This window comes from Pantoea sp. UYEF8 (assembly GCF_040546285.1).
Taxonomy (GTDB): domain Bacteria; phylum Pseudomonadota; class Gammaproteobacteria; order Enterobacterales; family Enterobacteriaceae; genus Pantoea; species Pantoea brenneri.
In genome coordinates, this window is sequence record NZ_JBEPNM010000015.1 from 60,617 (window position 1) to 86,695 (window position 26,079).

Below are 26,079 nucleotides of genomic sequence, written 5' to 3' on the forward strand. Positions count from 1 at the left end.
AAACAGGACGCGCCAGCGTCCTGTTTTACAGGTTGCGCACGTCAAAAATGACCGCCGGGCCATAAGTTGCCCGGGCTGGTCCACACAGCAGAGACAGCAGCGATTGTGAAAATTACACTGGAAGAGTTACGCGCCTGGGTTGCCGTGGTGGATAGCGGATCGATTACCGCCGCGGCCGACCAGCTGGCGCAGACCAGTTCAGGCATCAGTCGCGCCTTAAGCCGGCTGGAGAGCAAACTGCAGACTACCCTGCTGCATCGCACCACCCGCCGGCTGGCACTGACAGAGGAAGGGCAGGTGTTTCTGGAGCATGCGCGTCAGATTCTGGCGTCGGTAGAGCAGGCGGAAGAGCAGATTGCCCAGCGACGTGAAATGCCTTCAGGGCGATTACGGGTCAATGCCGCCACCCCGTTTATGCTGCACGTGATTGTGCCGCTGGTGGATGCGTTCCGCGCGCAATATCCGCTGATTCAGCTGGAACTCAATACCGACGATATCCTGATCGATCTGCTGGAGCAGCAAACCGACGTCGCCATTCGCATTGGTGAACTGCGCGATTCTACGCTGCGGGCGCGGATGCTGGGCAGCAGTGCCATTCGTCTGATGGCCAGCCCGGCCTATCTGGCGAAAGCCGGCACGCCGCAAACCGTCGCCGATCTTGAACAGCATCAGATCATCGGTTTCAGCCATCTTGATAATCACAACGTCTGGCCGGTCTGGCAGCCCGACGGCGAGTTTATGCGGATCAAGCCGACGCTCTCCGCCTCCAGTGGTGAAACCATCCGGCAACTGGCGCTGGCCGGGCAGGGCATTGCGCGCCTCTCCGACTTTGTCAGCCGGGAAGATTGCGCCGCTGGACGGCTGGTACCGGTATTGCCCGATGAAACCCGCGAACTGCGGCTGCCGGTTCACGCGGTCTACTATCGCAACACCACGCTCTCCTCACGTATTGGCTGCTTTCTCGATTTTCTTCGCACCGAGATCGACCGTCGCCAGCTGCTGTGAGCTTTGATGACATAATAAAAAACCCCTGCCACGGGGCAGAGGTTGGAGGATGCTGACAATATCTGGCTGGATTGGCTGTGGGAGGGTGCATGCGCAGGGAACAGGGTCAGATCGGAAAGGCGCAACAACTACCATCTATGGCACGTTCGTCCCGCGCCGTCTCCGGCGCGGGACGCTTCCTCTTCTGACCTTATTTCCTGCGCGTTGAGCTAATTTATCGCTGCGAGAGGCACCCTGCTTCAGGCTTATCACCAGACTCTGCCCCGGTTACAGAACAGAGGGCAGGGCTTCAGCGATCATCAGGCGCTGGGTTCCAGCACCAGAATTTTCACATCCAGCACATCATCTTTAATGATGGCGCGATGCGCATCCATGTGCGGCATCTGCTGATGCTGCTCCAGATGACGCAGCGTTTCCCACTGTTCCAGCATAAAAATGGAGTCCGGCGAGTTCTGTTTCCACGGCACCTGTGCCTGATGGTCCAGCAGCGCATCATACTGGTGGCATCCCTCTTCCTGCAGCACGGTCGGGATCAGCGCTTTTACGGCCTCAAGCACCGCCTGACGGCGGCCGGGTTTTACACAAATTTCAGCAACGACTGTTAACATTCGCGGATTCCTCTTTCGCGGGGGAGTGAAGCTTAACGGCAGCCTGGCTTAGCCAAATACGCGCGTCAGGTGGGCACGATAGGCCGCAATGTCACGCGGCACGTCAGGCTGCTTGATCACGTCATTACAGATAAAGGTCGGCAGGGCTTCCATACCCAGGAACTGGTTGGCTTTATGGAAGTGCAGGTAAAGCCCATCCACGCCGACGCCTTCAAAGAACTGCTCCGGATCGGTAAAGGCCTGCAGCGGCGCGTTCCAGGTCAGTGACAGCATATATTTTTTGCCCTGCAGCAGACCGCCGGAACCATATTTTTTGGCGGCGTCAGAGCGGGTGCGACCATCACTGGCGTACAGCGAACCGTGACCTTCGGTAAAGACTTCATCAATGTAGCGCTTAACGGTCCAGGGTTCACCCATCCACCAGCCTGGCATCTGATAAATGACCACATCGCTGTCGACATATTTTTGTACTTCGTCAGCCACCACGTAGTCGCTGTCCGCCACGGTGACAGAGACTTCGTGGCCCATATCGCGCAGCTGGCTGGCGGCGACGTCGGTCAGGGTGTGGTTCAGTTCGCCTTTCGAGTGGGCAAACGTTTTGCCGCCGTCGATAATTAAGATCTTACTCATTCGAATATGTGCTCCGTTTTCTGTGTATGACGCTCAGCTTACGCGCGAAGCGGCGACAGAGAAATGGGAGGCTGATCACAACACTTTTGCTGTAGCGGCAACAATACGCCGATTTATGGCATCATTCAGTACGCAAACCAACCTGCCAAAGAAAACACAATAATGAAAAAAACCGTCATCCTTGCTTTGTTGCTGGCCACCGGTGCCGCTCAGGCACAGTCGCGTCTGGATAGTGTTCTCAGCAGTAAAGTGCTGAAAGTCTGTACCACCGGTGACTACAAGCCTTACAGCTTTCTGCGTCCCGACGGCCAGTATGAAGGGCTGGATATCAGCATGGCGAAGGCGCTGGCCGCCTCACTGGGCGCGAAAGTAGAATGGGTTGCCACCAGCTGGAAAACCCTGATGCCCGATTTTCTGGCGAAGCAGTGTGATATCGCGCTGGGTGGCGTATCCGTTACCCTGAAGCGGCAGCAGACCGCCTGGTTCGCTCAGCCGCTGGGCGTAGACGGCAAAATCCCGCTGGTGCGCTGTGCCGATAAAGACCGCTATCAGACGCTGGAGCAGCTCAATCGCCCGCAGGTCCGTCTGGTGGAGCCGGCGGGCGGCACCAACGAAGCCTTCGTTCACAGCCATCTGCCGCAGGCCTCGCTAACCCTGTTCCACGATAACGTCACTATCTTCCAGCAACTGGTCGATAACCACGCCGATGTGATGATTACCGATGCCTCTGAGGCGCGCTATCAGCAGCAGCGCTTCCCGACGCTGTGTGCGATCAATGCCGATCGGCCGCTACAATATGGTGAAAAGGCCTACATGATCCCGCGCGATGACATCAGCTGGAAACTCTATGTCGATCAGTGGTTACACCTCAGCACCGCCACCGATGAGTACCGTGAGATCGCCCGGCAGTGGATAGGTGCACAGCCGTAATGCAATCCGCCTGATCTTCGCGCTGCTGACGGCGTAATCAGCGCCAGCTGACCGCCCGTCACCGCGCGCTTCCCCTGTGACTAACACCGGCGAATAAGGTACTATCCTCGCCAAACCACCGCCGGGTGTCCCGCCGTTGTGGGCCACGATGTGAGGATGAGAAATTAATGAGTGAACTGACGCAGGATGGTGCAGAGCGTCTTGCCCTGCACACATTTACTGAGAATGCGTACTTAAACTATTCGATGTACGTCATCATGGACCGCGCGTTGCCCTACATTGGTGACGGGTTAAAGCCGGTACAGCGACGCATTATCTACGCAATGTCCGAACTGGGCCTCACCGCCAGCGCCAAATTTAAAAAATCGGCGCGTACCGTGGGTGACGTGCTGGGTAAATACCATCCGCACGGCGACAGCGCCTGCTATGAAGCGATGGTATTAATGGCGCAGCCGTTCTCTTATCGCTATCCGCTGGTGGATGGACAGGGTAACTGGGGTGCACCGGACGATCCTAAGTCCTTCGCCGCGATGCGTTACACCGAATCACGCCTGTCAAAATATGCTGAACTGCTGCTGGGTGAGTTGGGTCAGGGAACGGTCGATTACCAGCCGAACTTTGATGGCACCCTGCAGGAGCCGAAGATGCTGCCGGCGCGGTTGCCGAACATTCTGCTGAACGGCACCACCGGTATCGCGGTCGGTATGGCGACCGATATTCCACCGCATAACCTGCGTGAAGTGGCGCAGGCGGCGATCACCCTGATCGACCATCCCAAAACCACGCTGGATGCGCTGCTGGATATCGTGCAGGGCCCGGATTATCCGACCGAGGCGGAGATCATTACGCCACGCGACGAGATCCGCAAAATCTATCAGAACGGGCGTGGCTCTATTCGCCAGCGCGCGGTATGGAAGAAGGAAGAGGGCGAGGTGGTGATCACCGCGCTGCCGCATCAGGTGTCAGGTGCGCGGGTTCTGGAACAGATTGCCAACCAGATGCGCAACAAAAAGTTGCCGATGGTCGAGGATCTGCGTGACGAATCGGATCATGAGAATCCGACCCGTCTGGTGATCGTGCCACGCTCTAACCGGGTCGATCTGGATCAGGTGATGAACCACCTGTTCGCCACCACCGATCTGGAAAAAAGCTACCGGGTTAACCTCAACATGATTGGCCTGGACAACCGTCCGGCGGTTAAAAACCTGCACGAAATCCTGTCGGAATGGCTGGTGTTCCGCCGTGATACGGTAAAACGTCGCCTTAATCACCGGCTCGACCGCGTGCTGCGTCGTCTGCATATCCTCGACGGTTTGCTGGTGGCCTTCCTCAATATTGATGAAGTGATCCACATCATCCGTACCGAAGATGAGCCGAAGCCGGTACTGATGTCACGTTTTGAGCTGAGTGAAACCCAGGCCGAATCGATCCTCGAACTGAAGTTACGCCACCTGGCGAAGCTGGAAGAGGTGAAGATCCGCGCTGAGCAGGCCGAGCTGGAGAAAGAACGCGATCAGCTGCAGGCAACGCTGGCTTCTGAACGTAAGATGAACACCCTGCTGAAGAAAGAGTTACAGGCCGACAGCGCCAGCTATGGCGACGAGCGTCGTTCTCCGCTGCGCGAACGTGAAGAAGCGAAGGCGCTGAGCGAAACCGAGCTGATCCCGTCTGAGCCGGTGACCATTGTGCTGTCGCAGATGGGCTGGGTACGCAGCGCCAAAGGGCATGATATCGATCCTGCCGGGCTGAGCTATAAAGCGGGCGACAGTTATCTGGCGGCCGCACGCGGTAAGAGCAACCAGCCGGTGGCCTTTATCGATTCCACCGGCCGCAGCTACACGCTGGATCCGACCTCGCTGCCGTCGGCACGCGGGCAGGGCGAGCCGCTGACCGGTAAGCTGACGCCGCCGCCGGGTGCGGTGGTTGAGCAGGTGCTGATGGAGCCGGATGAACAGCGATTACTGATGGCCTCTGATGCGGGCTATGGCTTTATCTGCACCTTTGCCGATCTGGTCTCCCGTAACCGCGCCGGTAAAGCGCTGCTGACGCTGCCGGAAAACGCCCATGTGATGACACCGATGGCGGTGCATCATGAAGATGACATGCTGCTGGCGATTACGCAGGCGGGACGGATGCTGATGTTCCCGGTAGGCGAACTGCCGCAAATGTCGAAGGGCAAAGGCAACAAGATTATCTCGATCCCCGCCGCTGAAGCTGCCGCCGGTCAGGATAAACTGGCTTGGCTGATGATTCTGCCGCCAGGCAGCGCCATCACCCTGCATGTTGGCAAGCGTAAGATGCTGCTGCGCAGTGAAGAGCTGCAGAAATTCCGCGCCGACCGTGGACGCCGTGGCACACTGCTGCCGCGCGGCCTGCAAAAAATTGATCGTGTTGAACTGGATGCCCCTGCGCGTCCGGCCAGCCCGGACAGCGACGCGTAAACTACCCGGCTGACGCTGTGTCAGCCGTGGCTCAATGAGGGAACTATGTTACTGATACTGCGTACCATTATCGTGGTAATTTATTCGATATTAGTCTCTGTGTTTGGCTGTATCTGGTGTCTTTTTTCACCGCGCAATCCGCGCCACGTCGCCACTTTTGGTCGTCTGTTCGGTAAATTGTCGACGGTATTAGGCCTTAAAGTAGAACTGCGCCGTCCGGAAGGCGCTGACAACTACGGCAATGCGATCTATATCGCTAACCACCAGAACAACTATGACATGGTGACCGCCGCCAAAATCGTGCAGCCAACCACGGTGACGGTCGGCAAAAAGAGCCTGTTGTGGGTACCGTTTTTTGGTCTGCTCTACTGGCTGACCGGCAATCTGCTGATCGACCGGGATAACCGGGCTAAAGCGCACGGCACGATTGGCCAGCTGGTCGATCAGTTTAACCGTAAGCGCATCTCGTTCTGGATGTTTCCGGAAGGCACCCGCAGTCGCGGCCGCGGTTTACTGCCGTTTAAAACCGGTGCGTTCCATGCTGCGGTTGCGGCTGGCGTTCCGATCATCCCGATTGTGGTGTCCAATACCCACGGTAAGATCAAACTGAACCGCTGGAACAATGGGCTGGTCATCGTTGAGATGCTGCCACCGGTTGACGTTAAACAATTCGAGTCCTCCTCGGTGCGTAAGCTGGCAACCCATTGCCGTGAAATGATGGCGGCGAAGCTGGAAGAGCTTAACGCCGAAGTCGAAGAACGCGAAAAAAACGGTAAAATCTGACCGGCGATCGCTTCGCCGAATTCGCCTGCAGGGATGCCGTCCGGCGAGCGGTGATTAACCGCTCGCCGTGAACGCAGCACAGCACATAACAGCAATAAAAACAGGGTTGGCGCGTCAGCGCCACGCGTAAAAGGTCAGAAGTTTTATGTCTTTCAGCAGACGTCAGTTTATCCAGCTTTCTGCTGGAGTGGCGCTTAGCGCCGGTGTTATGCCTCATACGGCCCGTGCCGCGTCCGCCGCCAATGGTGATACGCCACTTCCGATTCCGCCCTTGCTGGAATCCCGTCGCGGTCAGCCGCTGTTTTTGACCATGCAGCGCAGCCACTGGTCATTCAATGGCGACAACAACAAAGTGCCGGTGTGGGGCATCAATGGCCTCTATCTCGGCCCGACGGTGCGCGTCTACAGCGGCGACGATGTGAAGCTGATCTACAGCAATCGCCTCAATGAGCCGGTTTCAATGACCGTCAGCGGCCTGCAGTTACCGGGCGCGCTGATGGGCGGCGCACCGCGCATGATGTCAGCCGGCGTCGACTGGGCGCCGGTCCTGCCGATTCGTCAGGCGGCCTCGACCTGCTGGTATCACGCCAATACGCCAAACCGCATGGCGCCGCATATCTACAACGGGCTGGCGGGCATGTGGCTGATTGAAGATGAGGTCAGCAAGCAGTTGCCGCTGCCAAAACATTACGGCGTCGATGACTTCCCGATCATCATTCAGGACAAGCGGCTCGATAACTTCGCTACCCCGGTTTACGATCCACCGCAGGATGGCGGCTTTCTCGGTGATACGCTGCTGGTCAATGGCGTGCGTAACCCGTTTGTTGAGGTCTCGCGTGGCTGGGTGCGTCTGCGTCTGCTGAACGCCTCGAATGCGCGACGTTATGAGATGGTGCTGAGCGATAACCGGCCGTTTATGGTGATAGCCAGCGATCAGGGCTATCTGCCTGCGCCGGTTGCGGTGCAGCGCCTGTCACTGGCGCCGGGCGAACGACGCGAAGTGCTGATCGATATGTCGCAGGGCGATGAAGTGTCGATTACTGCGGGTACCGCGGCGGGCATTATGGATCGGCTGCGCGGCTTCTTTGAGCCATCCTCCATCCTGACCTCCACCCTGATCCTGACCTTACGACCCACCGGCCTGCTGCCGCTGGTCACCGATAATCTGCCGATGCGGCTGCTGGCCGATCAGATTCTGGATGGGGTGGCGGTACGCACACGTGAATTCCGCATCGGCGACAGTATGCCGGGCATCAACGGGGCGATCTGGGATATGAACCGTATTGATACCACCGCGCAGCAGGGCACCTTTGAGCGCTGGATCGTGCATGCCGATCGGCCCCAGGCGCTGCATATTCAGGGCGTGATGTTCCTGATTAAGAGCGTCAATGGCGCGCAGCCGATGGGCGAGGATCGTGGCTGGAAAGATACGGTGTGGGTCGACGGTGATGTGGAACTGATGGTCAGCTTCCCGCAGAGTTCGTCAGACCATTTCCCGTTTGTCTATTACAGCCAGACGCTGGAACTGGCCGACCGCGGAACTGCCGGTCAACTGGTGGTGCAGCCGACGCAGTAAGCCGTACGGCGTAACGAAAAAGGGCAACGTGACGTTGCCCTTTTTTTTAGTGCGACAACAGCAATGAACCGCGTCACGCCGCGCCGTAAACGGTATTACCGCTTAGCCGTTAAAGGTTTCCGGATCCGGCCCCAGACGGTTGCCGCTATCCAGCTTAGTGATGTCGCTGACTTCATGCTTATCCAGCCGGAAATCAAACACCTTAAAGTTCTCTTCGATACGCGCCGGCGTCACTGACTTCGGAATCACCACCAGGCCGCTATCCAGATGCCAGCGAATGACGATCTGCGCCGGGGTTTTGCCATATTTCTTGGCCAGCGATTTAATCACGTCCTGATCAAACACGCCTTTACCGCCCTGTGCCAGCGGGCTCCAGGATTCGGTCTGAATCTGGTGCATCGCATTCCAGGCATGCAGCGTGCGCTGCTGCAGCATCGGATGCAGCTCAATCTGGTTAACCACCGGCGTCACGCCGGTTTCATCCAGCAGCCGCTTAAGGTGGGATTCATGGAAGTTACAGACGCCAATACTTTTGGTCAGCCCCTGCTGCTGCAGCTCAATCATCTTCTTCCAGGCGTCAACGTAGTGATCCTTTTCCGGGCATGGCCAGTGCATCAGATAGAGGTCAACCTGCTCCAGCTGCAGTTTCTGCAGGCTGGTTTCCATCGCCTGCTGAACGTTCTGCTGATCGTCATTCCACAGCTTGGTGGTGACGAAAATCTCGTCGCGCGGCACGTCGGTTTCCTGCAGCGCCTGACCAATCGCTTCCTCATTCTTATATGCGGCGGCGGTATCAATCGAGCGATAGCCGACCTGTAAGGCTTTCAGTACCGCCTGACGCGCTTCTTCAATACTGGCCTGCCACACGCCCAGTCCCAGTTGCGGCATCATGTTGCCATCGTGCAGTTTGATAATGGGTTGGTCTGCCATAGTTGCTCCTTTCCGTTGCAGTTAACCAGTGAGATTTCACTGTGCTTAAGTCTAGCCAACAATTTACACCCTGCCTGTCGGGCTGAACGAGGGCGACGGCATGGCCATGCCCGATCCGGCAAACTTCTTGCCTGATTCTCCAATTTGCTGGCGGTTCAGGCAGTGTCACGGCACACTGAATTTTTGTCCTGATAAGGAGTCTGGATGGCACATGATGCTCTGTGTCACCGCCTGGCGCAGCAGGTTGTGACCTTAATGACCCACGGCCGCGATCGCCTCTATCCGGTCAGTAATGTTTCGCTGATTTATGCCAATCAGTATCGTCCGCGCACGCCGATGATGTATCAGCCCGGCATTGTGATCCTGTTTCAGGGCAGCAAAACCGGCTATCTCGGCAGTACGGTATTCCAGTACGACGCCAGCAAGTACCTGATGCTCACGGTGCCGCTGCCGGTTGAGTGTGAAACCTGGGCCTCGCCGGAGGTGCCGATCGCCGGTTTGTGTCTGAATGTCGATACCGCCAGCCTGCAGGATCTGCTGATTGAGATTGGTGACGATGAACAGTTTCAGCCACAGCCGCTGACTTCCGGCATCCACTCGGCGTGGCTGACCGAACCGATGCTGTGTGCGGCGGAACGCCTGCTGGATGTGATGACGCAGCCGCGCGATGCCCGGGTACTGGGGCCGCATATTGTGCGTGAGATAATCTATTACGTGCTGACCGGCCCGATTGGTGGCGCGCTGCTGTCGCTGGTGAGTCGCCAGACCCAGTTCAGTCAGATTGCCCGTGCGCTGCGGCGTATTGAAAACCACTTCGCCGATAATCTCAGCGTCGACGCGCTGGCGGCGGAGGTGAACATGAGCGTCTCCGCGTTTCACCACAACTTTAAGGCAGTGACCCAGACTTCCCCGCTGCAATATCTCAAACGCTACCGCCTGCATCAGGCGCGGCTGCTGATGCTGCATGATGGATTGAAAGCGAGTGCGGCGGCGGTGCGGGTTGGCTATGAAAGCCCGTCGCAGTTTTCGCGCGAGTTTAAGCGCTATTTTGGCGTCACGCCGGGCGAGGAAGTGAGTCGGGTACGTCAGACGGTGGCGGACCCTTCCGCCTGACAGGCGGCGGGTCCTCACCAGAGAGGGAACGTCAGGCCTGTTTCTGACGACGTTTCTTCCAGATCACGATAATGCTGCCGAACAGGCCGAGAAACAGTAATACCATCGGCAGCACCATCAGAATCGCCATCACCTGATCTTCATGACGCTTGATGAACGGTACCTGGCTGATGCCATAGCCAAACGCCACCACGATGCCGACCCATAAGACGCCGCTCAGCCAGTTAAACAGCTGGAAGCGGCCATTCTGTAAGCCCGCAATGCCGGCCATGGTCGGCAGAATAGTGCGGATGAAGGCGAGAAAACGACCCACCAGCAGCGCCATCAGGCCATGGCGGTTAAACATATTCCAGGCGCGCTGATGGTATTGCGCGGGCAGGTGCATCAGCCAGCTTTTGACCAGCCGGGTATTGCCCAGCCAGCGCCCCTGCAGATAACTCAGCCAGCAGCCGAGACTGGCGGCGGTGGTAAGGATCACCATCGTCGGAATGAAATCCATCACCCCTTTGGCGACCATGGCACCCGCCAGCAGCAGCAGACTGTCGCCCGGCAGAAAAGAGGCCGGCAACAATCCGTTTTCCAGAAACAGCGTCAGGAACATTACGCCGTACACCACCCACACTACATCCGGATTCGCCAGCGCGGCAAAATCCTGATGCCAGAGCGCGTGGACAATCTCGTGTAAAACACCCATTAGCTATTCCATCACGTCACAAGGAAAACCCGCCTGTCAGGCTGCCGCGACGGAAAAGTGCTGAACCTGCTTATTCTGCGGAAGCTCAGCGCTTCACCTTCGGCCTGCCGCCTGAACGGTCCGGGACAAATTTTAACAATAATCTTGCCGCCGCCTGGCAATCTCTGCTGGCGGCGGCCACCGCGTTTATCTTCTGTTTAGCTTACTCAGCGCGTCAGGCGCGCAAAACCCGCCTCAAGGTCGTTGAGCAGATCCTCAACATGTTCAAGGCCAATATGCAGTCGTACCAGCGTGCCCGTGAAATCGACCCCACCGGCCGGCCGAATCGCCGCCAGCTCCTCCGGCTGATTCGCCAGGATCAGCGATTCATAACCGCCCCACGAGTAGGCCATGCTGAAATGATGGAAGTGATCGAGATATTCCGCCAGTTGCGCTGGGCTAAGTTTCTGTTTCAGGATAAAGGAGAACAGCCCGCTGCTGCCGTTGAAGTCGCGCTGCCAGAAGGCGTGGCCCTTACTTTGCGCCAGCGCCGGATGGTTAACCCGTTCGACTTCAGGACGCGCCGCCAGCCACTCCGCCACCTGAAGCGCGCTCTCTTCGTGCTGACGCAGTCGGGTGCCAAGCGTGCGCAAACCCCGGCTCGCCATATAGGCGGTATCCGCATCAACCATCTGGCCCATCAGATAGGAGTTCTCACGCAGCTGATCGATGCAGCGCGCATTGGCGACGGCGGTACCGATCATCGCGTCGCTGTGCCCAATCAGATATTTGGTGCCGGCCTGAATTGAGATATCGATTCCATGTGCCAGGGCATTAAACAGAATCCCGGCGGCCCAGGTGTTATCGATCATGATGATCGCGTCGGGTGCTTTGGCGCGAACCGCCGCAACGATGGCCGGAATATCCTGCACTTCCATAGTGATTGAGGCGGGCGACTCCAGAAACACCACCCGGGTGTTGGGCTGAACCAGCGCACCAATTTCGCTGCCAATGCAGTGATCGAACCAGCCGATCGAGACCTGCATCTTTTGCAGAATTTTATGGCAGAAGTCCTGCGTCGGCTCATAGACCGCGCCGCTCATCAATATGTGATCGCCAGCGCTGACAAACGCCAGAATCGCGTTAGCGACCGCAGCCGCGCCGCACGGGTAGAGCACACAGCCCGCGCCGCCTTCCAGCTCGGTCATGGCGTCCTGCAGGGCAAAGTGGGTCAGGGTGCCGCGGCGGCCATAAAACAGTTCGCCTTTTGCCCGACCGGCGGTGGCGCGTTTTTTGTCCGCAACCGTGTCAAAAACCAGCGAGGAGGCACGCTGAATCACGCTGTTTACCGAGCCCTGAGTATAACGCTTGCTGCGTCCTGCACTGACGAGTGTGGTATCAATTTTTTTGGTGGTCATGAGTCGCCTTTGCCGCTTCTGCCTAAGCCTTCACGTTATCACGAAACGGCCAGCAGGGTTGAGACTCAATGGCGATTATCAGAGTGCGTCGCAGGATAAAAATCGGGCCCGCTAACGGACCCGATTTGGTTGACGCTACATCACGCCCATCAGGCGCGGTAACCAGAGGGAGATGGCCGGAATATAGGTAATCAGCATCAGCACAATAAACAGCATGCCGTAAAACGGCAGCATCGCGCTGACCACCTGCTCGATTTTCTGCTTGCTGACCGCACTGGCGACAAACAGTACCGTACCAACCGGCGGGGTGATCAGGCCGATCCCGAGGTTGGTCAGCATGATCATGCCGAAGTGAACCGGATCGATGCCCAGTGTCGTCGCGACCGGCAGCAGCACCGGCGTGAGGATCAGAATCAGCGGTGCCATATCCATCAGCGTACCGACCACCAGCAACAGAATGTTGATGCACATCAGAATCACATACTTGTTGTCCGACAGGCTGGTAAACGCTTCAGTGATCAGGGTCGGCAATTGCATAAAGGTCATCACCGCGCCAAACCCGGCGGCGAAGGCGATCAGCACCATCACGATGGTGACGGTTTTAATGGTGCGGAACAGCAGGATATGCAGCTGGTTCCATTTAAAGTCACGATAGATAAACATCGTTACGAAGAAGGCCCAGATACAGGCAATCGCCGCAGACTCCGACGCGGTGAAAATACCGGACAGAATCCCGCCCATAATGATCACCACGGTGAACAGGCCCCAGAACGCATCAAAGAAGATCTTCAGCGCCTGACGAAATGGGATCCGCTCGCCTTTCGGGTAGCCGCGTTTACGGGCAAAACCGAGGCACATTATCATCAGACAGCCACCCAGCATCAGGCCAGGTAAGATACCGGCGACAAACAGCGAAGAGATGGTGACCAGCCCGCCGGTGGCCAGCGAGTAGATTACTGAGTTATGACTGGGCGGGGTTAATACCGCCTGCACCGAACCGCTGGCGGTAACGGCGGCGGCGAAGTCACGCGGATAGCCTTTCTCTTCCATCTGCGGAATCATCACCGAGCCGATCGAGGCGGTATCGGCCACCGATGAGCCGGAAATCGCGCCGAAGAAGGTTGAGGCGACGATATTCACCAGCGACAGGCCGCCGCGGATGAAGCCGACAAAGATGTAGGCGAAATTGACCAGCCGTCGGGCGATGCCGCCTTCAGCCATGATCGCCCCGGCGAGAATGAAGAACGGAATGGTCAACAGCGAGAATTTGTTAATGCCGTTGGTAATCTGAATCACCACCGCTTCCAGCGGCAGATCGATCCACCAGGCGCCGATAAAGGCGCTCAGGCCGACCGCAAACGCCACCGGAAAACCCACCAGCAGCAACGCCAGCAAACTGCCTAATAAAATCAATGCGTCCATCTTCTGCTCCGGATTAGTGGGTGCCGCCCAGCGTGACAATCGGCCGCTGGCTTTGATCGCCGGTCAGCAATCGCTCAACAACAAACAGCAGGGTAAAGAGCGCGCCAATCGGGATCGGCAGATACATCTCGCCATAGGTAACGGCGGGTAGCGAAGCCAGCGACTGCACCCACATCGCTTCACACAGGCTGTAGCTGGCCTGAAAGATTACCAGGCAGGTGATAATCATCAGCAGATCGCAGACCCGCAGCAGCAGACGCTGCAGGGCAGGTGACAGCCGATCGGTCATCATTGAGACGCAGATATGGGTCCCGGCGCGTAAGCCGACCGGCGCGCCGATAAAGGTAAAAATGATCATGCAGATAATGGCGACCGGTTCCGGCCAGGAGAGCGCCCCGTTCATCACGTAGCGGGCAAAAATCCCAATCGGGATCACCGTTACCATGATCATCAGCGCCACGGCGGCAACCAGCATGCACAGCAGATAGAGCCCATCCATCAGACGCGTATAAGCAGCCATAATTGATACCTGATTAAGCACGCCACACGGCAGTGTGGCGCGGGAAGGGTTATTTCACGTCAGCGATCCGGGTCATCAGATCCTGATATTTGCCGCCAAACTGATCGCGCACCGGCTGGGTGGCTTTGACGAAATAGTCGCGGTCAGTTTGCTGGAAGGTGACGCCGCCGGCTTTCATCTTCGCGATCGACTGTTCGGTATAGGTTGCCCACAGCTGACGCTCTTCATCCTGCGCCTCTTTACCGAGTTTCTTCAGTAGTGCCTGATCGTCAGGCTTGAGACGATCCCAGGCGCGTTTCGAGAACAGAATCATCTCTGGCTGAATGAAGTGGCCGCTCAGGGTGTAGTACTTCGCGACTGGCATATAGTTATGGGCGACAAAGGTCGGTGGGTTATTCTCGGTGCCGTCAACCACGCCGGTCTGCATGGCGCTGAACACTTCGCTGACGCCCATCGCCACCGGGTTGGCACCCATCGCTTTCAGCGTGGCCAGGGAGATGGCGCTGTTCTGTACCCGGATTTTCATGCCTTTCAGATCTTCGGGCTTCGCCAGCGGTTTTTTGGTAATCATGTTGCGTTCACCGGCGTCGGTCCAGCCGAGAAACACCATCCGGGCGTTGGGATCTTTATCGAATTTGTCGGCAATCTCTTTGCCGATTTCGCCATCCAGTACTTTGTGCATATGGTCGACGTCGCGGAAAACATAGGGCAGCGTCAATATGCTGGTTTCCGGCGCAATGCTGGTGACCGGTGCCAGCGATACGCGGATCATATCGATTGCGCCCAGCTGCACCTGCTGCAGGGTCTGATCTTCATCGCCCAACACGCCGCCGGCATAGAGCTTCATCTCCAGCCGTCCATCAGTTGCCTGCTTCAGTTTGTCGCCCATGTGTTGCAAAGCCACCACGGTGGGGTAGCCAGCCGGCTGCACTTCTGCCACTTTAATCACCTGTGCCGAGGCGGTGGCGCTCACCATCATTGCCGCCAGGGCACATGCCAGGCGTGTTTGGGTCATTCTCATTATGTTGTCTCCAGCAGAAGAAGGGCGGCGCTCAGGAATCCGGCGTGTGTAGCAAGGGGCCGCGTGCAGCCAGCATAGTGAAAACTGCCGCCGGAGAAATGCGCCGATGCTGATTGAATGAATGAGATCACATTTTGAAACGTTGTTTTAATAAATTTTCACGCAACATCACATTTTCGAAACGAACCTGCAACCTCTGGTGATATTGACGGCGTGGCAGGGCACAGCGAGTGCCAGAGTTTGTAAATACTAATGAGAACGACTATCAATTCGCCGTTATTTTGCTATTATTCGCGCTTGTCTCGCATCCCTGTAGATGAAGTTGGAGAAGCAGCGTGGTAGCCAGTGATTTGATGCAAACGGACCTCTCCGTTTGGGGCATGTATCAACATGCCGATATCGTGGTAAAGGTGGTCATGATTGGCCTGTTATTGGCCTCAGTCGTGACCTGGGCGATCTTCTTTGGCAAATATGCCGAACTGAGCGCCGCTAAACGTCGCCTGAAGCGTGAGCAACTGGCGCTGGGTGAAGCCCGCAATCTGAATGACGCCGCCCGCATTGCCCGGGAGTTCACCGCACACAGTCACAGCAGCGTGCTGCTGAATGACGCGCAGAACGAACTTGAACTCTCCGCTGGCGTTGAAGACACCAACGGCATTAAAGATCGTACCAGCTTCCGCCTTGAGCGCCGCGTTGCCGCCTTTAGCCGCCATGCCGGCCGGGGCAACGGCTTCCTGGCGACCATCGGATCGGTCGCGCCGTTTATCGGTCTGTTCGGCACCGTGTGGGGCATCATGAACAGCTTCATCGGCATCGCCAAAACCCAGACCACCAATCTCGCTGTCGTTGCACCGGGTATCGCGGAAGCGCTGCTGGCAACGGCAATTGGCCTGGTGGCCGCAATTCCGGCGGTGGTGATCTATAACGTCTTTGCCCGCATGATCGCTAACTACAAAGCCTCGCTCGGTGATGTGGCGGCGCAGGTGCTGCTGTTGCAGAGCCGTGATATTGACCTGGGAAACGTCGCCACTGACGTTCCGCGTCCTGCGGCGACCCAGAAACTGCGCTTAGGGTAAGCTGTTATGGCCATGCGATTAAACGACGACCTGGAAACAGATGGCGAAATGCATGAGATCAACGTGACGCCGTTTATCGACGTGATGTTGGTTCTGCTGATCATCTTCATGGTGGCGGCGCCGCTGGCAACTGTCGACGTGCGCGTTAATCTGCCTGCTTCCACCAGCGCCCCGCAGCCGCGTCCGGAAAAACCGGTTTACCTGTCGATCAAGGCCGATAAACAGCTTTATGTCGGTAACGATCAGGTGACGCCGGAATCGCTGGTCAGCGTGCTGACCGGTCAGACCGGCGGCAACAAAGAGACCACCATTTTCTTCCAGGCGGACAAGTCGGTGGATTACGAAACGCTGATGAGCGTGATGGATCAACTGCGTACCGCAGGCTATCTGAAAATTGGTCTGATGGGCATGGAAACCGTGAAGAAATAGCTGGTTAACCGGCACAAAGAGAAGGCGGCTGATTCAGCCGCCTTTTTTATTGCCTCAGCCAGACCAGACGAAATCAGGCGAACCGGCTGTTGTACCGATCGGTTATGCTGGTGAAACAGTCATGTTAATTATTTGTTACCACTCAACACAGTTTTGTCAAGTGCAATGGTGAGCCAGCTCACATTATTGCCGCATCAGGCAGGCTAAAACGGCTAAAAACCTTCAGGAAGCCGTTATGAGTCACACCCCGTCTTTACAAAAGTCGCCCAAAAGCGCGGCCAGAACCATCTTCAACGTTACCAGCGGTAACTTTCTCGAAATGTACGACTTTATGGTGTTTGGTTATTACGCCACCGCCATTGCCAAAACCTTTTTCCCGGGCGACGACCCGTTCGCCTCACTGATGTTAACGCTAATGACCTTTGGTGCCGGCTTCCTGATGCGTCCGCTCGGGGCGATCATTCTGGGGGCGTACATTGACCATCATGGCCGCCGCAAAGGTCTGCTGCTGACGCTGGGTCTGATGGCGATCGGTACGCTGACGATTGCGCTGGTGCCTGGCTACGCCACGCTGGGCGCGGCGGCACCGATAATGATCCTGCTCGGCCGCTTACTGCAGGGCTTCTCGGCAGGCGTTGAGCTGGGCGGCGTCTCGGTCTATCTGGCGGAAGTGGCGCCAGAAGGACGCAAAGGGTTCTTTGTCAGCTGGCAATCCGGCAGTCAGCAGATTGCGGTCATTTTTGCCGCGTTGCTCGGCCTGGCGCTGAATCATCTGCTGGCGAAAGAGGCGGTCACCGAGTGGGGCTGGCGCATTCCGTTTGTGGTCGGCTGCCTGATCGTGCCGTTCCTGTTCTATATCCGCCGGATGCTGGAAGAGACCGAAGCGTTCAGCAAGCGTAAACACCATCCACGGATGACCGAGATTATGCGTTCGGTGGCCAGTAACTGGGCGCTGGTGCTGGCGGGGATGCTGATGGTAGTCACCACCACCGTGATGTTCTACATGATCACCGCGTTTACGCCGACCTTCGGCAAAACGGTGCTGATGATGAGCGATAAGCAGGCGTTCCTGGTGACGCTGTGCGTCGGCATCTCTAACCTGATCTGGCTGCCGCTGATGGGATCGCTGTCAGACCGCATCGGCCGTCGCCCGCTACTGATCGTCTTTACCCTGCTGATGATTGCCACCACCTGGCCGGTGCTGCACTGGCTGGTGGGATCGGCCAGCTTCGCTCACCTGCTGGAAGCGGAACTGTGGCTGTCGTTTCTCTATGCCAGCTATAACGGAGCGATGGTGGTGTATCTGGCGGAAATCATGCCCGCCGAGGTGCGCGCTGCCGGTTTCTCTATGGCTTACAGCCTGGCGACTGCGCTGTTTGGCGGCTTTACCCCGGCGATTTCCAGCTACCTGATCCACGCCACCGGCGACAAAGCGATGCCGGGTGTCTGGCTGACCTTCGCCGCCGTCTGTGGCTTAATCGGCACGCTGCTGATTGGCCGGATGGTGAAGCAGTATCAGGCGCGCCACAGCGGTGCACCGGTCAGCGCCTCGCTCTAAAATGACAAATCCACCACCACGCTGTCGCTGTAGTTTCCGGCTGGCGGCGTGTTCTGGCTGGTCAGGACCCGCGCGGTGTAGTTAAAGCCGCGCGTCAGTCCATCTGCCGAAACCGCCGACGAGGTGGTGCTGCTCCAGCGCTCAGTCCCGCCCGGCCCCCAGCGGTTGCTGGTAGTGCTTTTGTAGATCTCATAGCTCAGACGATTCGCGCCACTCGCCATGTTCCTGACGCTGCCGACCGGATAGCTGCCGTTGCTCAGGCCGACGGTATAGGTGCTGCCTTTGCTGCACAGTACGTTGATGGTCTGTGACACGCTGGAGAAGCTGCCGACCAGCGGCGCACTGCCAAAGCTGATATTCGGCGCGGTAATGGTGGTGCAGTCATTAGTCAGGATCGCCGTCACGGTAATCGGAATCACCCCGCTGCCGGTCTGTTCGCTTAAGCAGAGGCTACCGATGCCGATACTGGTACAGATGCGGTAAGTGACCGCCATATTCAGCGTCACCTGATATGTGCCCGCCGCGACCACCTGACCGGGCACGGTGCGCAGATAGATCGGAATCGTGAAGTTCAGGCTGCCGAGCAGGCCAGCCAGGTTGATCAGGGTTTGCGAACCATAGACAAACGGGGTGCCACCGACCGTCAGTTCAGTAGCGCAGGCGCTGTCGGTACAGAGCCGGACCGGTACATTGTCGCTGCCGGTATCGCCGCTGCGCTTCAGGATGCCGCGGGTGCCGTTACTGTTGGTGGCACCGGTCAGCTGAAAGGTGATCTGGTTATTGCCCAGCAGCGACAGCGCCGCACCGGCGCCACAGTTGACGTTGGCGTTGGTAGTGACAGCGCTGACGGTGCTGTTGGCGACAAAGGTGGTGACGGAGCCGAAGCTGGCCGTGGAGGCGGGCAGGGCGCAGGCGGCGTAGCCGAGTGACGGCAGCAGCAACAACATGCCGGCGAATAGCAGACGATTTATCATGGTGAGTTTCCGGTAGTAAAAGCATCAGCAGGATGGGCGGCGCTGCCAGCCGCCGCTGCCGGCAGCGCGCAGGTCAATGGCCCATAGGTTCTCAGCGCCTGCGGCTGACCGCCGGCAATTTGCAGTTCGGTATCACAGTGGCGGCCATCCGGCGTCACGACCTGTATCGGATTGCTGGCGGTCAGATCTTCCATCCAGACAATGCCATCCCAGCCGACATATTCGGTGGCGTGATTGGGGCGCTGCACCAGGCTCGACACCGGCAACGGCTGGCCCTGCGCATCGTGCAGGATCACGCTGGCGGAGCGCAGTTTTTCCACCGGGAAGTTGAGCAGATAACCGCTCTGACGTTTCACGGCAAAACGCTGCTCTACCCGCGGTGTGGTCATATCCGCGGGCAGGTCGAGGGTATCGATATCATATTTGGCCGGATAGTAGCTGCTGATCGACGGCACCAGCAGATAGCCCTGCTGATTGGTGCGGCCCATCGACTGGTTCTCGTAACGGACCGTGACGTCGGGATAGTTGGTTTTGACCAGCACAAAGGCGTCGTTAATCTCATTGGCGATAAACAGACTGTTGTCCATCAACACCAGCGCGCCGGAGAGGTCAGCCCACTGGGTGGTATTGTCATCATCGCCATAAAAGCCCGCCGAGGTATCGATCTGGTTGTTGCGATAGCGCAGACTGCCCTGACGATAATCCCCGCTGTCGCCGCTCTGATTGGCCCACGAGGCGTCCCAGGCGATGCCGCCGTCGCTGGGCATAGCGCGCGAGACATAGAGCCGCTGATTATCGCGCCCCAGCTGGTCGCGTTCGGTGCTGATGGCGGCACTGCCCTGCTCGCCGAATGGGATCACCAGCGAAATAGCACCGGTCCAGCTTTTTTCCTGCTGATCGCGGCTGGCTGAAACATAGAGGCTGCTGTTACCCCACAGATTTTTACTCCACGAGAGGTTCCATAACCGGGTGCGATCGCCGCGGCCACCGGTGATGTCGATATAGGCCGCGCCGACGCTGCCGAAGCGGTTGAGCGACACGCTGGCGCTGTACTGGGCGCTGCGGCGCGACAGCGCATAGCTGCTGCCGGCGTCGGTGCCGGCGCGGCTGCCGACCAGCGCCAGATTGCCAAAGTCGCGGCTGCGCTGTGTTTGCTGGGTACCGAGGTTAAACCAGCGGTTGTTGTACTGATAACCCCAGCTGTACTGCGTGCCGGTCTGGCCGTCGAGCTGGCTTTGCGCCACCGCGCCATTCACCACGCCCCAGCTGCCGACGCGCAGCAGGCCGCCGACGCCGCCCATTGCCAGACTGTCGCTTCCTTCAGCGTGGCTCTCCAGCGTCAGCCAGTCGGTCATACCGTAACGATAAGACCCGCTGGCCGCCGCCGCGCCATAATCAAAATTCTTTATCCCGTAGTTCTGACGGATCGCCCCGGCTGAAAACGCGTAGTCGGACAGTCCCGACTTCAGCAGGCTGCTGGAAACGTAGAATGGCAGGGTGGTGGTGATGCGCCGGCCAACCGCATCGGTGGTGGTGATCACCGCATCACCTGCGCCATTCACGAACGGTACGTTGGTCAGTGACCACGGCCCCGGCTGCACATTCGCCTGGCTGGAGCGATAGCCGTTAATAAACAGATCGACGGTCGAGGGCACAGCGGCCTGGCCGGAAAAGGCGGGCAGCGGATAGGTCACCAGATCGGGACGGACACCAAAGTCACGGCCAATCCGGACGCCGCCCAGCCGCACGCTGTTACTCCAGGCCAGTGAGTCGGTCACCAGGTCGCCGACCTGCCAGCTGATCGCCGCATTTTCGTTTTCATTGCTCCACCAACTGTCGTAGCGGATATAGCCGTCATCCTGATAGCTGTTGCTGCCCTCCAGCTGCTGCTGCCAGACGCCGTTGCTGGAGAACTGTCCGGCCGCGCCAAACAGCCGCAGCTCGTTCCAGGCGGAAAGGCGGGTGCCGCTGTTATCGGTCCGGCTGGCGTAGAGGTCGTAATTGATCAGCGCTCCATTGCTGGTGCGTCCGGGGTAGCGCGGTCCGTTTTGCGCCTCGCCAATCACCTGACCCGGCAGCCAGCCCGGCGGTACGGTGAGCAGCAGGCGCTGCCGCGCATCGTCATACTCTACTTTGACCTGCGGCAGCGCGCTGACGTCGATTTGTGGCTGCTGGCCCAGCTTATCCAACGGCAGACCGGCGCGCTGCAGGTCGCCACTGCGCAGCCAGAAGTTGCCGTCACGCTGCTCGACCGTCACGATGTCACCGCGCGCCTGCTGGTTAACCACCAGCTCCAGCATATATTGCTGACCGTTTCCCTGGTTTTGCAGACTGGGCGGCGGCGGCAGGGATGAGTAGGTCTCCGCCAGCGTGGTGCCCGGCGTCAGACAGCAGAAGACGCTGGCAACCGCCAGCGTACAGCGATGGAGGGGAAAAGGTTTCATCTGGCGCTTACTTTAGGGCAGCGCTGCGCCACGAATTCTTATTCACCTCTGCCACCAGTTCACCGCTTACCGCCGCGTTCAGCGGCCAGCGATAGGTGCTGTTAGCCAGCACGTAACCGTATAAGCCTTCGCCCAGCTTGCGGCCACCGACGGTGACGTTACTGAGGCGGGCATGCCCGTTGCCGCGGTTGGTTAGCTGTAACCAGCGTTTGCCGCCTTCGCTGAGCGTCTGCCAGCTGAGATCGGGGCGGGCGCTGTCGGTGTTCAGGCCGTCGCCATAGACAAACAGCGGCACCGAATAGCGCATCTGGAAGGTCAGGCCGGCCTGGTTTTCACCCGGCTGGCGTGGCGTCGGGATCTCATCCAGCACCACCCGATAGGCCAGTTCATGACCGGCAGCCGGTGGGGTCTGCTTGATCAGCCGGACTAACTGCTTCTGGCCGGGCTCCATCCGTACCATCGGTGGACTGGCAACCACCTGCTGCTGCGTCTGGTACTGCTCCTGGCCATTGACCTGCTGCCAGCTGAAGACCCGAACCTGCATCATGGTGGTGGTGTTGCCGCGATTCTCCAGCCACAGCTCGCTAGCCTTCTCCGTCGGGTTGATGGCCGGATCGATCGGCCAGATCATCACTGAGTTGGCGGCAAAGGCTGGCGGCAACAATGTGGTGCCGATCAGTAATATCAGGGCGCGCAGTGACTTCATCGTCGTTTCCTTGTTGTTAATCTCGCCTCACCAGCTCAGGGTGACGGTCAGGGTGTCGGTATAGACGCCGGCGCGCGCGGTACCCGGCAGTTTTAGCTGGCCATAAATCGGCAGCGTAATGTTATTGGCATTGCTGTAGCTCAGCGGCACCGCCTGATTCACCGGAATGACCGTGGTGCGGCTGGCGTTGCTGTAGAGCGTATAGGGAACGGTATTGCTGAAGTTCGGCAGTTTCAGGTTGCGCGTCGTGGTGTAATTGTTGCCCTGGTTAATGCTCATGCTCAGCGTGGTGCCCGGCGTGCAGGCGAGGTTGAGGGTAGTGCTTTGCACATAGCTGGCGCTGACAATGCTGGTTGACACTCCCGACTGGGAGCCAAAATTGAGCGTGCCAAAAACGCCGGTATTGGTACCGGATATCACGCAGCCTGCCACAATCGAAGCGGTTACCTGGAAAGTGCTGGTCGGCAGACTCTAGGCGCTAACACTCCATATCAGCAGGGACAGACCGCGTGCAATTGTCAGGCAGGACCGCGTGACAGCCACCCACATTCACCCGTGAATGCAGTTAATAGTTCACGGCGACGTTGATGGTATCGGTGTAGGTGCCAGCCGGGATCAGCGGATTGAAACCGCCGCCGATGACCCGACCGTAAATGGCATAGTTAGTGCCTAAGGTCGGATCGGTAGTGCCGCTGGCCGCAATCGGCGTGTTATTGGCAATCGCCGTGGTAAATGAGGCATCGCTATACAGCGTATAGGCGATTCCCTGAGCGTTATCTGAGCCCAGAACCAGATAGCGCGGTGAAGTGGAGGCCGTACCATAGACGGTGGCGGGCGCAGTATTACTGCTGGTGACCACCACGTTATAGTCCTGACCGGTGGTACAACGGACAAAAATACCGTTACCCGCCGCGCCGACCAGCGTGGCGTTGAGGGTATCGAAGGTTGCCGCACTGCTACCGAAGTTTAAGGTACCGAAATTAACCCCGGCGGTGGCTGACTGACCGTTGACCAGACAACCGGTGGTCAGCGTCAGCGTCGCGTTGATGGTTCCCGAGGTGGTCGCCGCCAGCGTTAATGACGGAAGTGCTGTGGAGATGCCCGCAGCGGCCAAAAGAAAAAGCTTGAATTTCATAATCATTCCTTACCGATTATCCAGAGTCAGTGCTTTTTCACCCGGTGTTAATTTAACGGTTCAACCCAAAAATAGAGAAAATAATCACAACGATGTAAGTAATGCCGGAGTCCTGAGAAATATCCTGGACTTAAGCTAAATGATTTATATCAGTTTTATTTACTATAGAACAGTTAAAGCGTCACGCTAATTACGTCCGGCTATTTTTCATTAATCAAATTGCCTGAAGCGCCGATAACCCAGTAACGGCAAGGCATTACAGGGAGACAGGAAAGCGAAAATCATAATTTTCTTCCCCTCTATCGTCCTTTCTGCTTCGGTGATATGTTCTTGCACCAATCAGACAAAATAACGTTTTACTGCTCAGCAGCGGCCAGCGATAAAAGTCACCCTGCACAGATAGCGGGTTGCCAGGACGGCAGGACAACATCAACCCTGGCGCTAAATAACTTTCACCCGCGGGTGTTTTCAGAGTGTTTTTTCAGGCTTTACACAGCGCCCGTTCACCGGCGGGTGGTGAGGAGTTACACATGCTACTGGTCTCGTGGGATAGCGTTCTGGTCTGCGTTTCGCTAATCGTCGCGTTTATTGCCTCTTTCACTGCGCTGGACACGGCGGGGCGGGTGGCGGTTTCCCATGGCTGGATCGCCCGGCTCTGGCTGCTGGTGAGCGGTACCGCGATGGGCATTGGCGTCTGGGCGATGCACTTCATTGGCATGCTGGCGATGATGATGCCGATGACCCTGCGTTACGACGTCCGGCTGACTATTGTCTCGCTGCTGGTGGCGATTCTGGCGTCGATGCTGGCGTTTGGTCAGACGGTCGGTGGCGCCGACCTGACCCGGCGTCGTCTGCTGCGCGGCTGCCTGATCCTCGGCGCGGGCGTGGTGGTGATGCACTACCTGGGCATGTATGCGTTGCTGATCTCGCCGCAGCCTGAGTGGAACCGGCCGCTGGTGGCGCTGTCGATGCTGATTGCCTTTGTCGCGTCAGGCGTCGCGCTGTGGCTGGCGTTTCATCTGCGCCAGGGAGAATACAACCTGCTGATTATGCGCGGGCTGGCGTCGCTGGTGATGGGGATTGCCATCGCCGGGATGCACTATGTCGGCATGGCCGCGGCGGAGTTCAGCCACGTCAGCGTAATGCAGCATAACGGAGTCAGCACTCAGGGGCTGGCGGTGTGGGTCACCATTATTACGCTCATCATTCTTGGCGTCACCCTGCTGAGTTCCATGCTGGATGCACAACTGCGCGCCGCGCGGCTGACCGCCAGGCTCAACCGGGCCAATCAGGAGCTGCGCCAGCTGGCGATGCATGACAACCTGACGGCGCTGCCCAACCGGGTGATGCTGGAGCAGCAGCTGGATCTGGCGATCAAGCAGGCCACGCTGACTGACAGCCGCTTTGCGGTGATGTACATGGATCTCGACGGCTTCAAGGCGGTCAACGATACCTGGGGACATCACGTCGGCGATCGGTTGCTGATTGCCGTGGCGGAACGGCTGCGCAATCAGCTCAGCGAGGCGATACTGCTGGTACGCCTCGGCGGCGACGAGTTTGTGCTGATGGCCGAGGGTTACGATATCAGCGCCGCCAGCCAGCTGGCGCAACAGCTGGTGCGGGTGATTGATGTCGCCTTTGAACTTGATCGCTACTCGCTGCACGTGTCGCTCAGCGCCGGCATTGCTATCTTCCCGCTGCATGGCCGAAACAGGCAGGAGCTGCTGTTGAATGCCGACTCGGCGATGTACCACACCAAATATAACGGGCGCAACGGCTGGTGCCTGTTTGAACCGGCGATGAGTGCCGCAACCCAGCATCAGCTTGAGCTGGCGAACGATCTGTGGAAAGCGATCGAACGCCAGGAGATGCGGCTGTTCTATCAGCCTAAATTTCGCTCCAGCGGCCGCCTGCTGATGGGCTTTGAAGCGCTGCTGCGCTGGCAGCATCCGGTGCGCGGCTTGCTGATGCCGGACCTGTTTTTGCCGCGGGCGGAAAAGACCGGCCAGATTGTTGCGCTCGGTAACTGGGTGATTAATGAAGCCTGTCGCCAGCTGAAGATCTGGCATAATCAGGGACACAGCGACTGGACCGTCTCGGTGAATCTGTCAGCCTTACAGTTTCATCAGCGCGATCTGCTGACGACCCTCAGCCAAACGCTGGCGCGCCATCAGCTGCCGGCGGGCGCGCTGATGCTGGAAATTACCGAGGCCATCGCCATGCGCGATCCGCTCTTCAGCCAGCAGCGTATTGGTGAGTTGCAGCAGGCTGGCGTCAGTGTGGCGATCGATAACTTTGGTATCGGCTACGCTAATCTGCTGCATCTGAAACATCTGGATGCCAGTGAGCTGAAAATTGACCGCAGCTTTATCAACTGTCTGCGACCCGACAGCGAGGATGCCACGGTAGTGACCGCGATGCTGACGCTGGCTCAGAGCCTGAATCTGCGGATGGTGGCAGAAGGGGTCGAGACGGAGGAACAGCAGCGGTTGCTGACCGGCCTCGGTTTTGACGCGCTGCAGGGATATTTGCTGGGCAGGCCGACGCCAGCCGATCGGGTCGGCGAATTCAGCCTGCCGACGCCGGTGCCCCAGCTGACCGGCGTCTGACGATAGGTTTTAACGCTTGAACACATTGGAAACATGTATCGTGACAGGTTAATTATCCCGCAGATATTGCCGATAACC

At 58.1% G+C, this 26,079-nt stretch carries 23 protein-coding genes; 10 read left to right on the forward strand and 13 right to left on the reverse strand.

Going from position 1 to position 26,079, the window contains the following annotated elements; genetic code table 11:
- The first annotated feature begins 105 nt into the window (after window positions 1–105).
- On the forward strand, window positions 106–1,005 hold the full coding sequence (locus ABIB18_RS21065) for a LysR substrate-binding domain-containing protein (RefSeq protein WP_069729232.1): 900 nt from the start codon (window positions 106–108) through the stop codon (window positions 1,003–1,005).
- Between the two features lie 299 nt (window positions 1,006–1,304).
- On the opposite strand, the gene ABIB18_RS21070 is transcribed toward ABIB18_RS21065, so the two are convergent.
- Both ABIB18_RS21070 and ABIB18_RS21075 read right to left on the reverse strand, forming a co-directional pair.
- Window positions 1,305–1,613 carry a putative quinol monooxygenase gene (locus ABIB18_RS21070; protein ID WP_031376513.1) on the reverse strand — a complete coding sequence of 103 codons (309 nt, stop codon included), beginning with the start codon at window positions 1,611–1,613 and terminating at the stop codon, window positions 1,305–1,307.
- 48 nt (window positions 1,614–1,661) lie between these two features.
- Entirely contained in the window at window positions 1,662–2,243 is a 582-nt protein-coding gene (locus ABIB18_RS21075) for an NAD(P)H-dependent oxidoreductase (protein ID WP_031376514.1), read from the reverse strand.
- Between the two features lie 162 nt (window positions 2,244–2,405).
- Here ABIB18_RS21075 and ABIB18_RS21080 point away from each other — a divergent pair, with 162 nt between their 5' ends.
- The 4 genes from ABIB18_RS21080 to ftsP all read left to right on the forward strand — a co-directional run bounded on the left by ABIB18_RS21080 (window position 2,406) and on the right by ftsP (window position 7,973).
- Entirely contained in the window at window positions 2,406–3,173 is a 768-nt protein-coding gene (locus ABIB18_RS21080; protein ID WP_354475573.1) for a transporter substrate-binding domain-containing protein, read from the forward strand.
- Window positions 3,174–3,340: 167 nt separating this feature from the next.
- Window positions 3,341–5,614 (forward strand): DNA topoisomerase IV subunit A, encoded by a 2,274-nt coding sequence (gene parC, locus ABIB18_RS21085; RefSeq protein ID WP_031376516.1) that lies wholly within the window; start codon window positions 3,341–3,343, stop codon window positions 5,612–5,614.
- 45 nt (window positions 5,615–5,659) lie between these two features.
- Window positions 5,660–6,397: a 1-acylglycerol-3-phosphate O-acyltransferase gene (locus tag ABIB18_RS21090; protein WP_031376517.1), complete on the forward strand. Its 738-nt coding sequence runs from the start codon at window positions 5,660–5,662 to the stop codon at window positions 6,395–6,397.
- Window positions 6,398–6,542: 145 nt separating this feature from the next.
- On the forward strand, window positions 6,543–7,973 hold the full coding sequence (gene ftsP / locus ABIB18_RS21095) for a cell division protein FtsP (protein ID WP_031376518.1): 1,431 nt from the start codon (window positions 6,543–6,545) through the stop codon (window positions 7,971–7,973).
- A gap of 102 nt (window positions 7,974–8,075) precedes the next feature.
- On the opposite strand, the gene dkgA is transcribed toward ftsP, so the two are convergent.
- The gene (gene dkgA, locus ABIB18_RS21100; protein ID WP_354475576.1) at window positions 8,076–8,903 is read right to left on the reverse strand and encodes a 2,5-didehydrogluconate reductase DkgA; all 828 of its coding nucleotides are present in this window, start codon (window positions 8,901–8,903) and stop codon (window positions 8,076–8,078) included.
- Between the two features lie 204 nt (window positions 8,904–9,107).
- Here dkgA and ABIB18_RS21105 point away from each other — a divergent pair, with 204 nt between their 5' ends.
- Window positions 9,108–10,016, forward strand: a complete 909-nt coding sequence (locus ABIB18_RS21105; protein WP_031376520.1) for an AraC family transcriptional regulator — start codon at window positions 9,108–9,110, stop codon at window positions 10,014–10,016.
- A 31-nt stretch (window positions 10,017–10,047) separates the two neighbouring features.
- Here the strand turns inward: ABIB18_RS21105 and ABIB18_RS21110 are convergent, their stop codons facing one another.
- The 5 genes from ABIB18_RS21110 to ABIB18_RS21130 form a co-directional block, all read right to left on the reverse strand.
- Window positions 10,048–10,710: a DedA family protein gene (locus ABIB18_RS21110; protein ID WP_031376521.1), complete on the reverse strand. Its 663-nt coding sequence runs from the start codon at window positions 10,708–10,710 to the stop codon at window positions 10,048–10,050.
- Window positions 10,711–10,916: 206 nt separating this feature from the next.
- Window positions 10,917–12,107, reverse strand: coding sequence for a cystathionine beta-lyase (metC, locus tag ABIB18_RS21115; protein ID WP_046289250.1), 1,191 nt, complete (start codon window positions 12,105–12,107; stop codon window positions 10,917–10,919).
- A 135-nt stretch (window positions 12,108–12,242) separates the two neighbouring features.
- On the reverse strand, window positions 12,243–13,529 hold the full coding sequence (locus tag ABIB18_RS21120; RefSeq protein WP_031376522.1) for a TRAP transporter large permease: 1,287 nt from the start codon (window positions 13,527–13,529) through the stop codon (window positions 12,243–12,245).
- A 13-nt stretch (window positions 13,530–13,542) separates the two neighbouring features.
- Window positions 13,543–14,049 carry a TRAP transporter small permease gene (locus ABIB18_RS21125; RefSeq protein WP_031376523.1) on the reverse strand — a complete coding sequence of 169 codons (507 nt, stop codon included), beginning with the start codon at window positions 14,047–14,049 and terminating at the stop codon, window positions 13,543–13,545.
- Window positions 14,050–14,098: 49 nt separating this feature from the next.
- A complete protein-coding gene (locus ABIB18_RS21130) occupies window positions 14,099–15,070 on the reverse strand; it encodes a TRAP transporter substrate-binding protein (protein ID WP_354475580.1) in 972 nt (323 codons plus the stop codon).
- Between the two features lie 353 nt (window positions 15,071–15,423).
- Between ABIB18_RS21130 and exbB the strand changes: the two genes are divergently transcribed.
- From exbB to ABIB18_RS21145, 3 genes are all read left to right on the forward strand, one after another.
- Window positions 15,424–16,146, forward strand: a complete 723-nt coding sequence (gene exbB, locus ABIB18_RS21135) for a tol-pal system-associated acyl-CoA thioesterase (RefSeq protein ID WP_031376524.1) — start codon at window positions 15,424–15,426, stop codon at window positions 16,144–16,146.
- Window positions 16,147–16,152: 6 nt separating this feature from the next.
- Window positions 16,153–16,575, forward strand: coding sequence for a TonB system transport protein ExbD (gene exbD / locus ABIB18_RS21140; protein WP_031376525.1), 423 nt, complete (start codon window positions 16,153–16,155; stop codon window positions 16,573–16,575).
- A 235-nt stretch (window positions 16,576–16,810) separates the two neighbouring features.
- Window positions 16,811–18,133, forward strand: a complete 1,323-nt coding sequence (locus ABIB18_RS21145; RefSeq protein WP_069729226.1) for an MFS transporter — start codon at window positions 16,811–16,813, stop codon at window positions 18,131–18,133.
- Here ABIB18_RS21145 and ABIB18_RS21150 read toward each other — a convergent pair.
- The 5 genes from ABIB18_RS21150 to ABIB18_RS21170 all read right to left on the reverse strand — a co-directional run bounded on the left by ABIB18_RS21150 (window position 18,130) and on the right by ABIB18_RS21170 (window position 23,392).
- Window positions 18,130–19,107, reverse strand: a complete 978-nt coding sequence (locus ABIB18_RS21150; RefSeq protein WP_354475582.1) for a Csu type fimbrial protein — start codon at window positions 19,105–19,107, stop codon at window positions 18,130–18,132. The two genes, ABIB18_RS21145 and ABIB18_RS21150, sit on opposite strands and share 4 nt — an antisense overlap.
- The gene (locus tag ABIB18_RS21155) at window positions 19,104–21,551 is read right to left on the reverse strand and encodes a fimbria/pilus outer membrane usher protein (protein ID WP_354475584.1); all 2,448 of its coding nucleotides are present in this window, start codon (window positions 21,549–21,551) and stop codon (window positions 19,104–19,106) included. Before ABIB18_RS21155 ends, ABIB18_RS21150 begins: the two co-directional genes overlap by 4 nt.
- A 7-nt stretch (window positions 21,552–21,558) precedes the next feature.
- A complete protein-coding gene (locus ABIB18_RS21160; protein WP_354475586.1) occupies window positions 21,559–22,257 on the reverse strand; it encodes a fimbrial biogenesis chaperone in 699 nt (232 codons plus the stop codon).
- A 27-nt stretch (window positions 22,258–22,284) separates the two neighbouring features.
- Window positions 22,285–22,725: a Csu type fimbrial protein gene (locus tag ABIB18_RS21165; RefSeq protein WP_354475612.1), complete on the reverse strand. Its 441-nt coding sequence runs from the start codon at window positions 22,723–22,725 to the stop codon at window positions 22,285–22,287.
- A 97-nt stretch (window positions 22,726–22,822) separates the two neighbouring features.
- The gene (locus ABIB18_RS21170) at window positions 22,823–23,392 is read right to left on the reverse strand and encodes a spore coat protein U domain-containing protein (RefSeq protein ID WP_031377793.1); all 570 of its coding nucleotides are present in this window, start codon (window positions 23,390–23,392) and stop codon (window positions 22,823–22,825) included.
- Window positions 23,393–23,922: 530 nt separating this feature from the next.
- Here ABIB18_RS21170 and ABIB18_RS21175 point away from each other — a divergent pair.
- A complete protein-coding gene (locus ABIB18_RS21175; protein ID WP_354475589.1) occupies window positions 23,923–26,001 on the forward strand; it encodes a putative bifunctional diguanylate cyclase/phosphodiesterase in 2,079 nt (692 codons plus the stop codon).
- The last annotated feature ends 78 nt before the right edge of the window (window positions 26,002–26,079 follow it).

What these genes read in the sequence shown, in the direction of transcription:
- ABIB18_RS21070 (WP_031376513.1), bottom strand. Translation starts at nt 1,613, where the DNA reads ATGTTAACAGTCGTTGCTGAAATTTGTGTAAAACCCGGCCGCCGTCAG.
- ABIB18_RS21075 (WP_031376514.1), bottom strand. Translation starts at nt 2,243, where the DNA reads ATGAGTAAGATCTTAATTATCGACGGCGGCAAAACGTTTGCCCACTCG.
- ABIB18_RS21080 (WP_354475573.1), top strand. Translation starts at nt 2,406, where the DNA reads ATGAAAAAAACCGTCATCCTTGCTTTGTTGCTGGCCACCGGTGCCGCT.
- parC (WP_031376516.1), top strand. Translation starts at nt 3,341, where the DNA reads ATGAGTGAACTGACGCAGGATGGTGCAGAGCGTCTTGCCCTGCACACA.
- ABIB18_RS21090 (WP_031376517.1), top strand. Translation starts at nt 5,660, where the DNA reads ATGTTACTGATACTGCGTACCATTATCGTGGTAATTTATTCGATATTA.
- ftsP (WP_031376518.1), top strand. Translation starts at nt 6,543, where the DNA reads ATGTCTTTCAGCAGACGTCAGTTTATCCAGCTTTCTGCTGGAGTGGCG.
- dkgA (WP_354475576.1), bottom strand. Translation starts at nt 8,903, where the DNA reads ATGGCAGACCAACCCATTATCAAACTGCACGATGGCAACATGATGCCG.
- ABIB18_RS21105 (WP_031376520.1), top strand. Translation starts at nt 9,108, where the DNA reads ATGGCACATGATGCTCTGTGTCACCGCCTGGCGCAGCAGGTTGTGACC.
- ABIB18_RS21110 (WP_031376521.1), bottom strand. Translation starts at nt 10,710, where the DNA reads ATGGGTGTTTTACACGAGATTGTCCACGCGCTCTGGCATCAGGATTTT.
- metC (WP_046289250.1), bottom strand. Translation starts at nt 12,107, where the DNA reads ATGACCACCAAAAAAATTGATACCACACTCGTCAGTGCAGGACGCAGC.
- ABIB18_RS21120 (WP_031376522.1), bottom strand. Translation starts at nt 13,529, where the DNA reads ATGGACGCATTGATTTTATTAGGCAGTTTGCTGGCGTTGCTGCTGGTG.
- ABIB18_RS21125 (WP_031376523.1), bottom strand. Translation starts at nt 14,049, where the DNA reads ATGGCTGCTTATACGCGTCTGATGGATGGGCTCTATCTGCTGTGCATG.
- ABIB18_RS21130 (WP_354475580.1), bottom strand. Translation starts at nt 15,070, where the DNA reads ATGAGAATGACCCAAACACGCCTGGCATGTGCCCTGGCGGCAATGATG.
- exbB (WP_031376524.1), top strand. Translation starts at nt 15,424, where the DNA reads ATGCAAACGGACCTCTCCGTTTGGGGCATGTATCAACATGCCGATATC.
- exbD (WP_031376525.1), top strand. Translation starts at nt 16,153, where the DNA reads ATGGCCATGCGATTAAACGACGACCTGGAAACAGATGGCGAAATGCAT.
- ABIB18_RS21145 (WP_069729226.1), top strand. Translation starts at nt 16,811, where the DNA reads ATGAGTCACACCCCGTCTTTACAAAAGTCGCCCAAAAGCGCGGCCAGA.
- ABIB18_RS21150 (WP_354475582.1), bottom strand. Translation starts at nt 19,107, where the DNA reads ATGATAAATCGTCTGCTATTCGCCGGCATGTTGTTGCTGCTGCCGTCA.
- ABIB18_RS21155 (WP_354475584.1), bottom strand. Translation starts at nt 21,551, where the DNA reads ATGAAACCTTTTCCCCTCCATCGCTGTACGCTGGCGGTTGCCAGCGTC.
- ABIB18_RS21160 (WP_354475586.1), bottom strand. Translation starts at nt 22,257, where the DNA reads ATGAAGTCACTGCGCGCCCTGATATTACTGATCGGCACCACATTGTTG.
- ABIB18_RS21170 (WP_031377793.1), bottom strand. Translation starts at nt 23,392, where the DNA reads ATGAAATTCAAGCTTTTTCTTTTGGCCGCTGCGGGCATCTCCACAGCA.
- ABIB18_RS21175 (WP_354475589.1), top strand. Translation starts at nt 23,923, where the DNA reads ATGCTACTGGTCTCGTGGGATAGCGTTCTGGTCTGCGTTTCGCTAATC.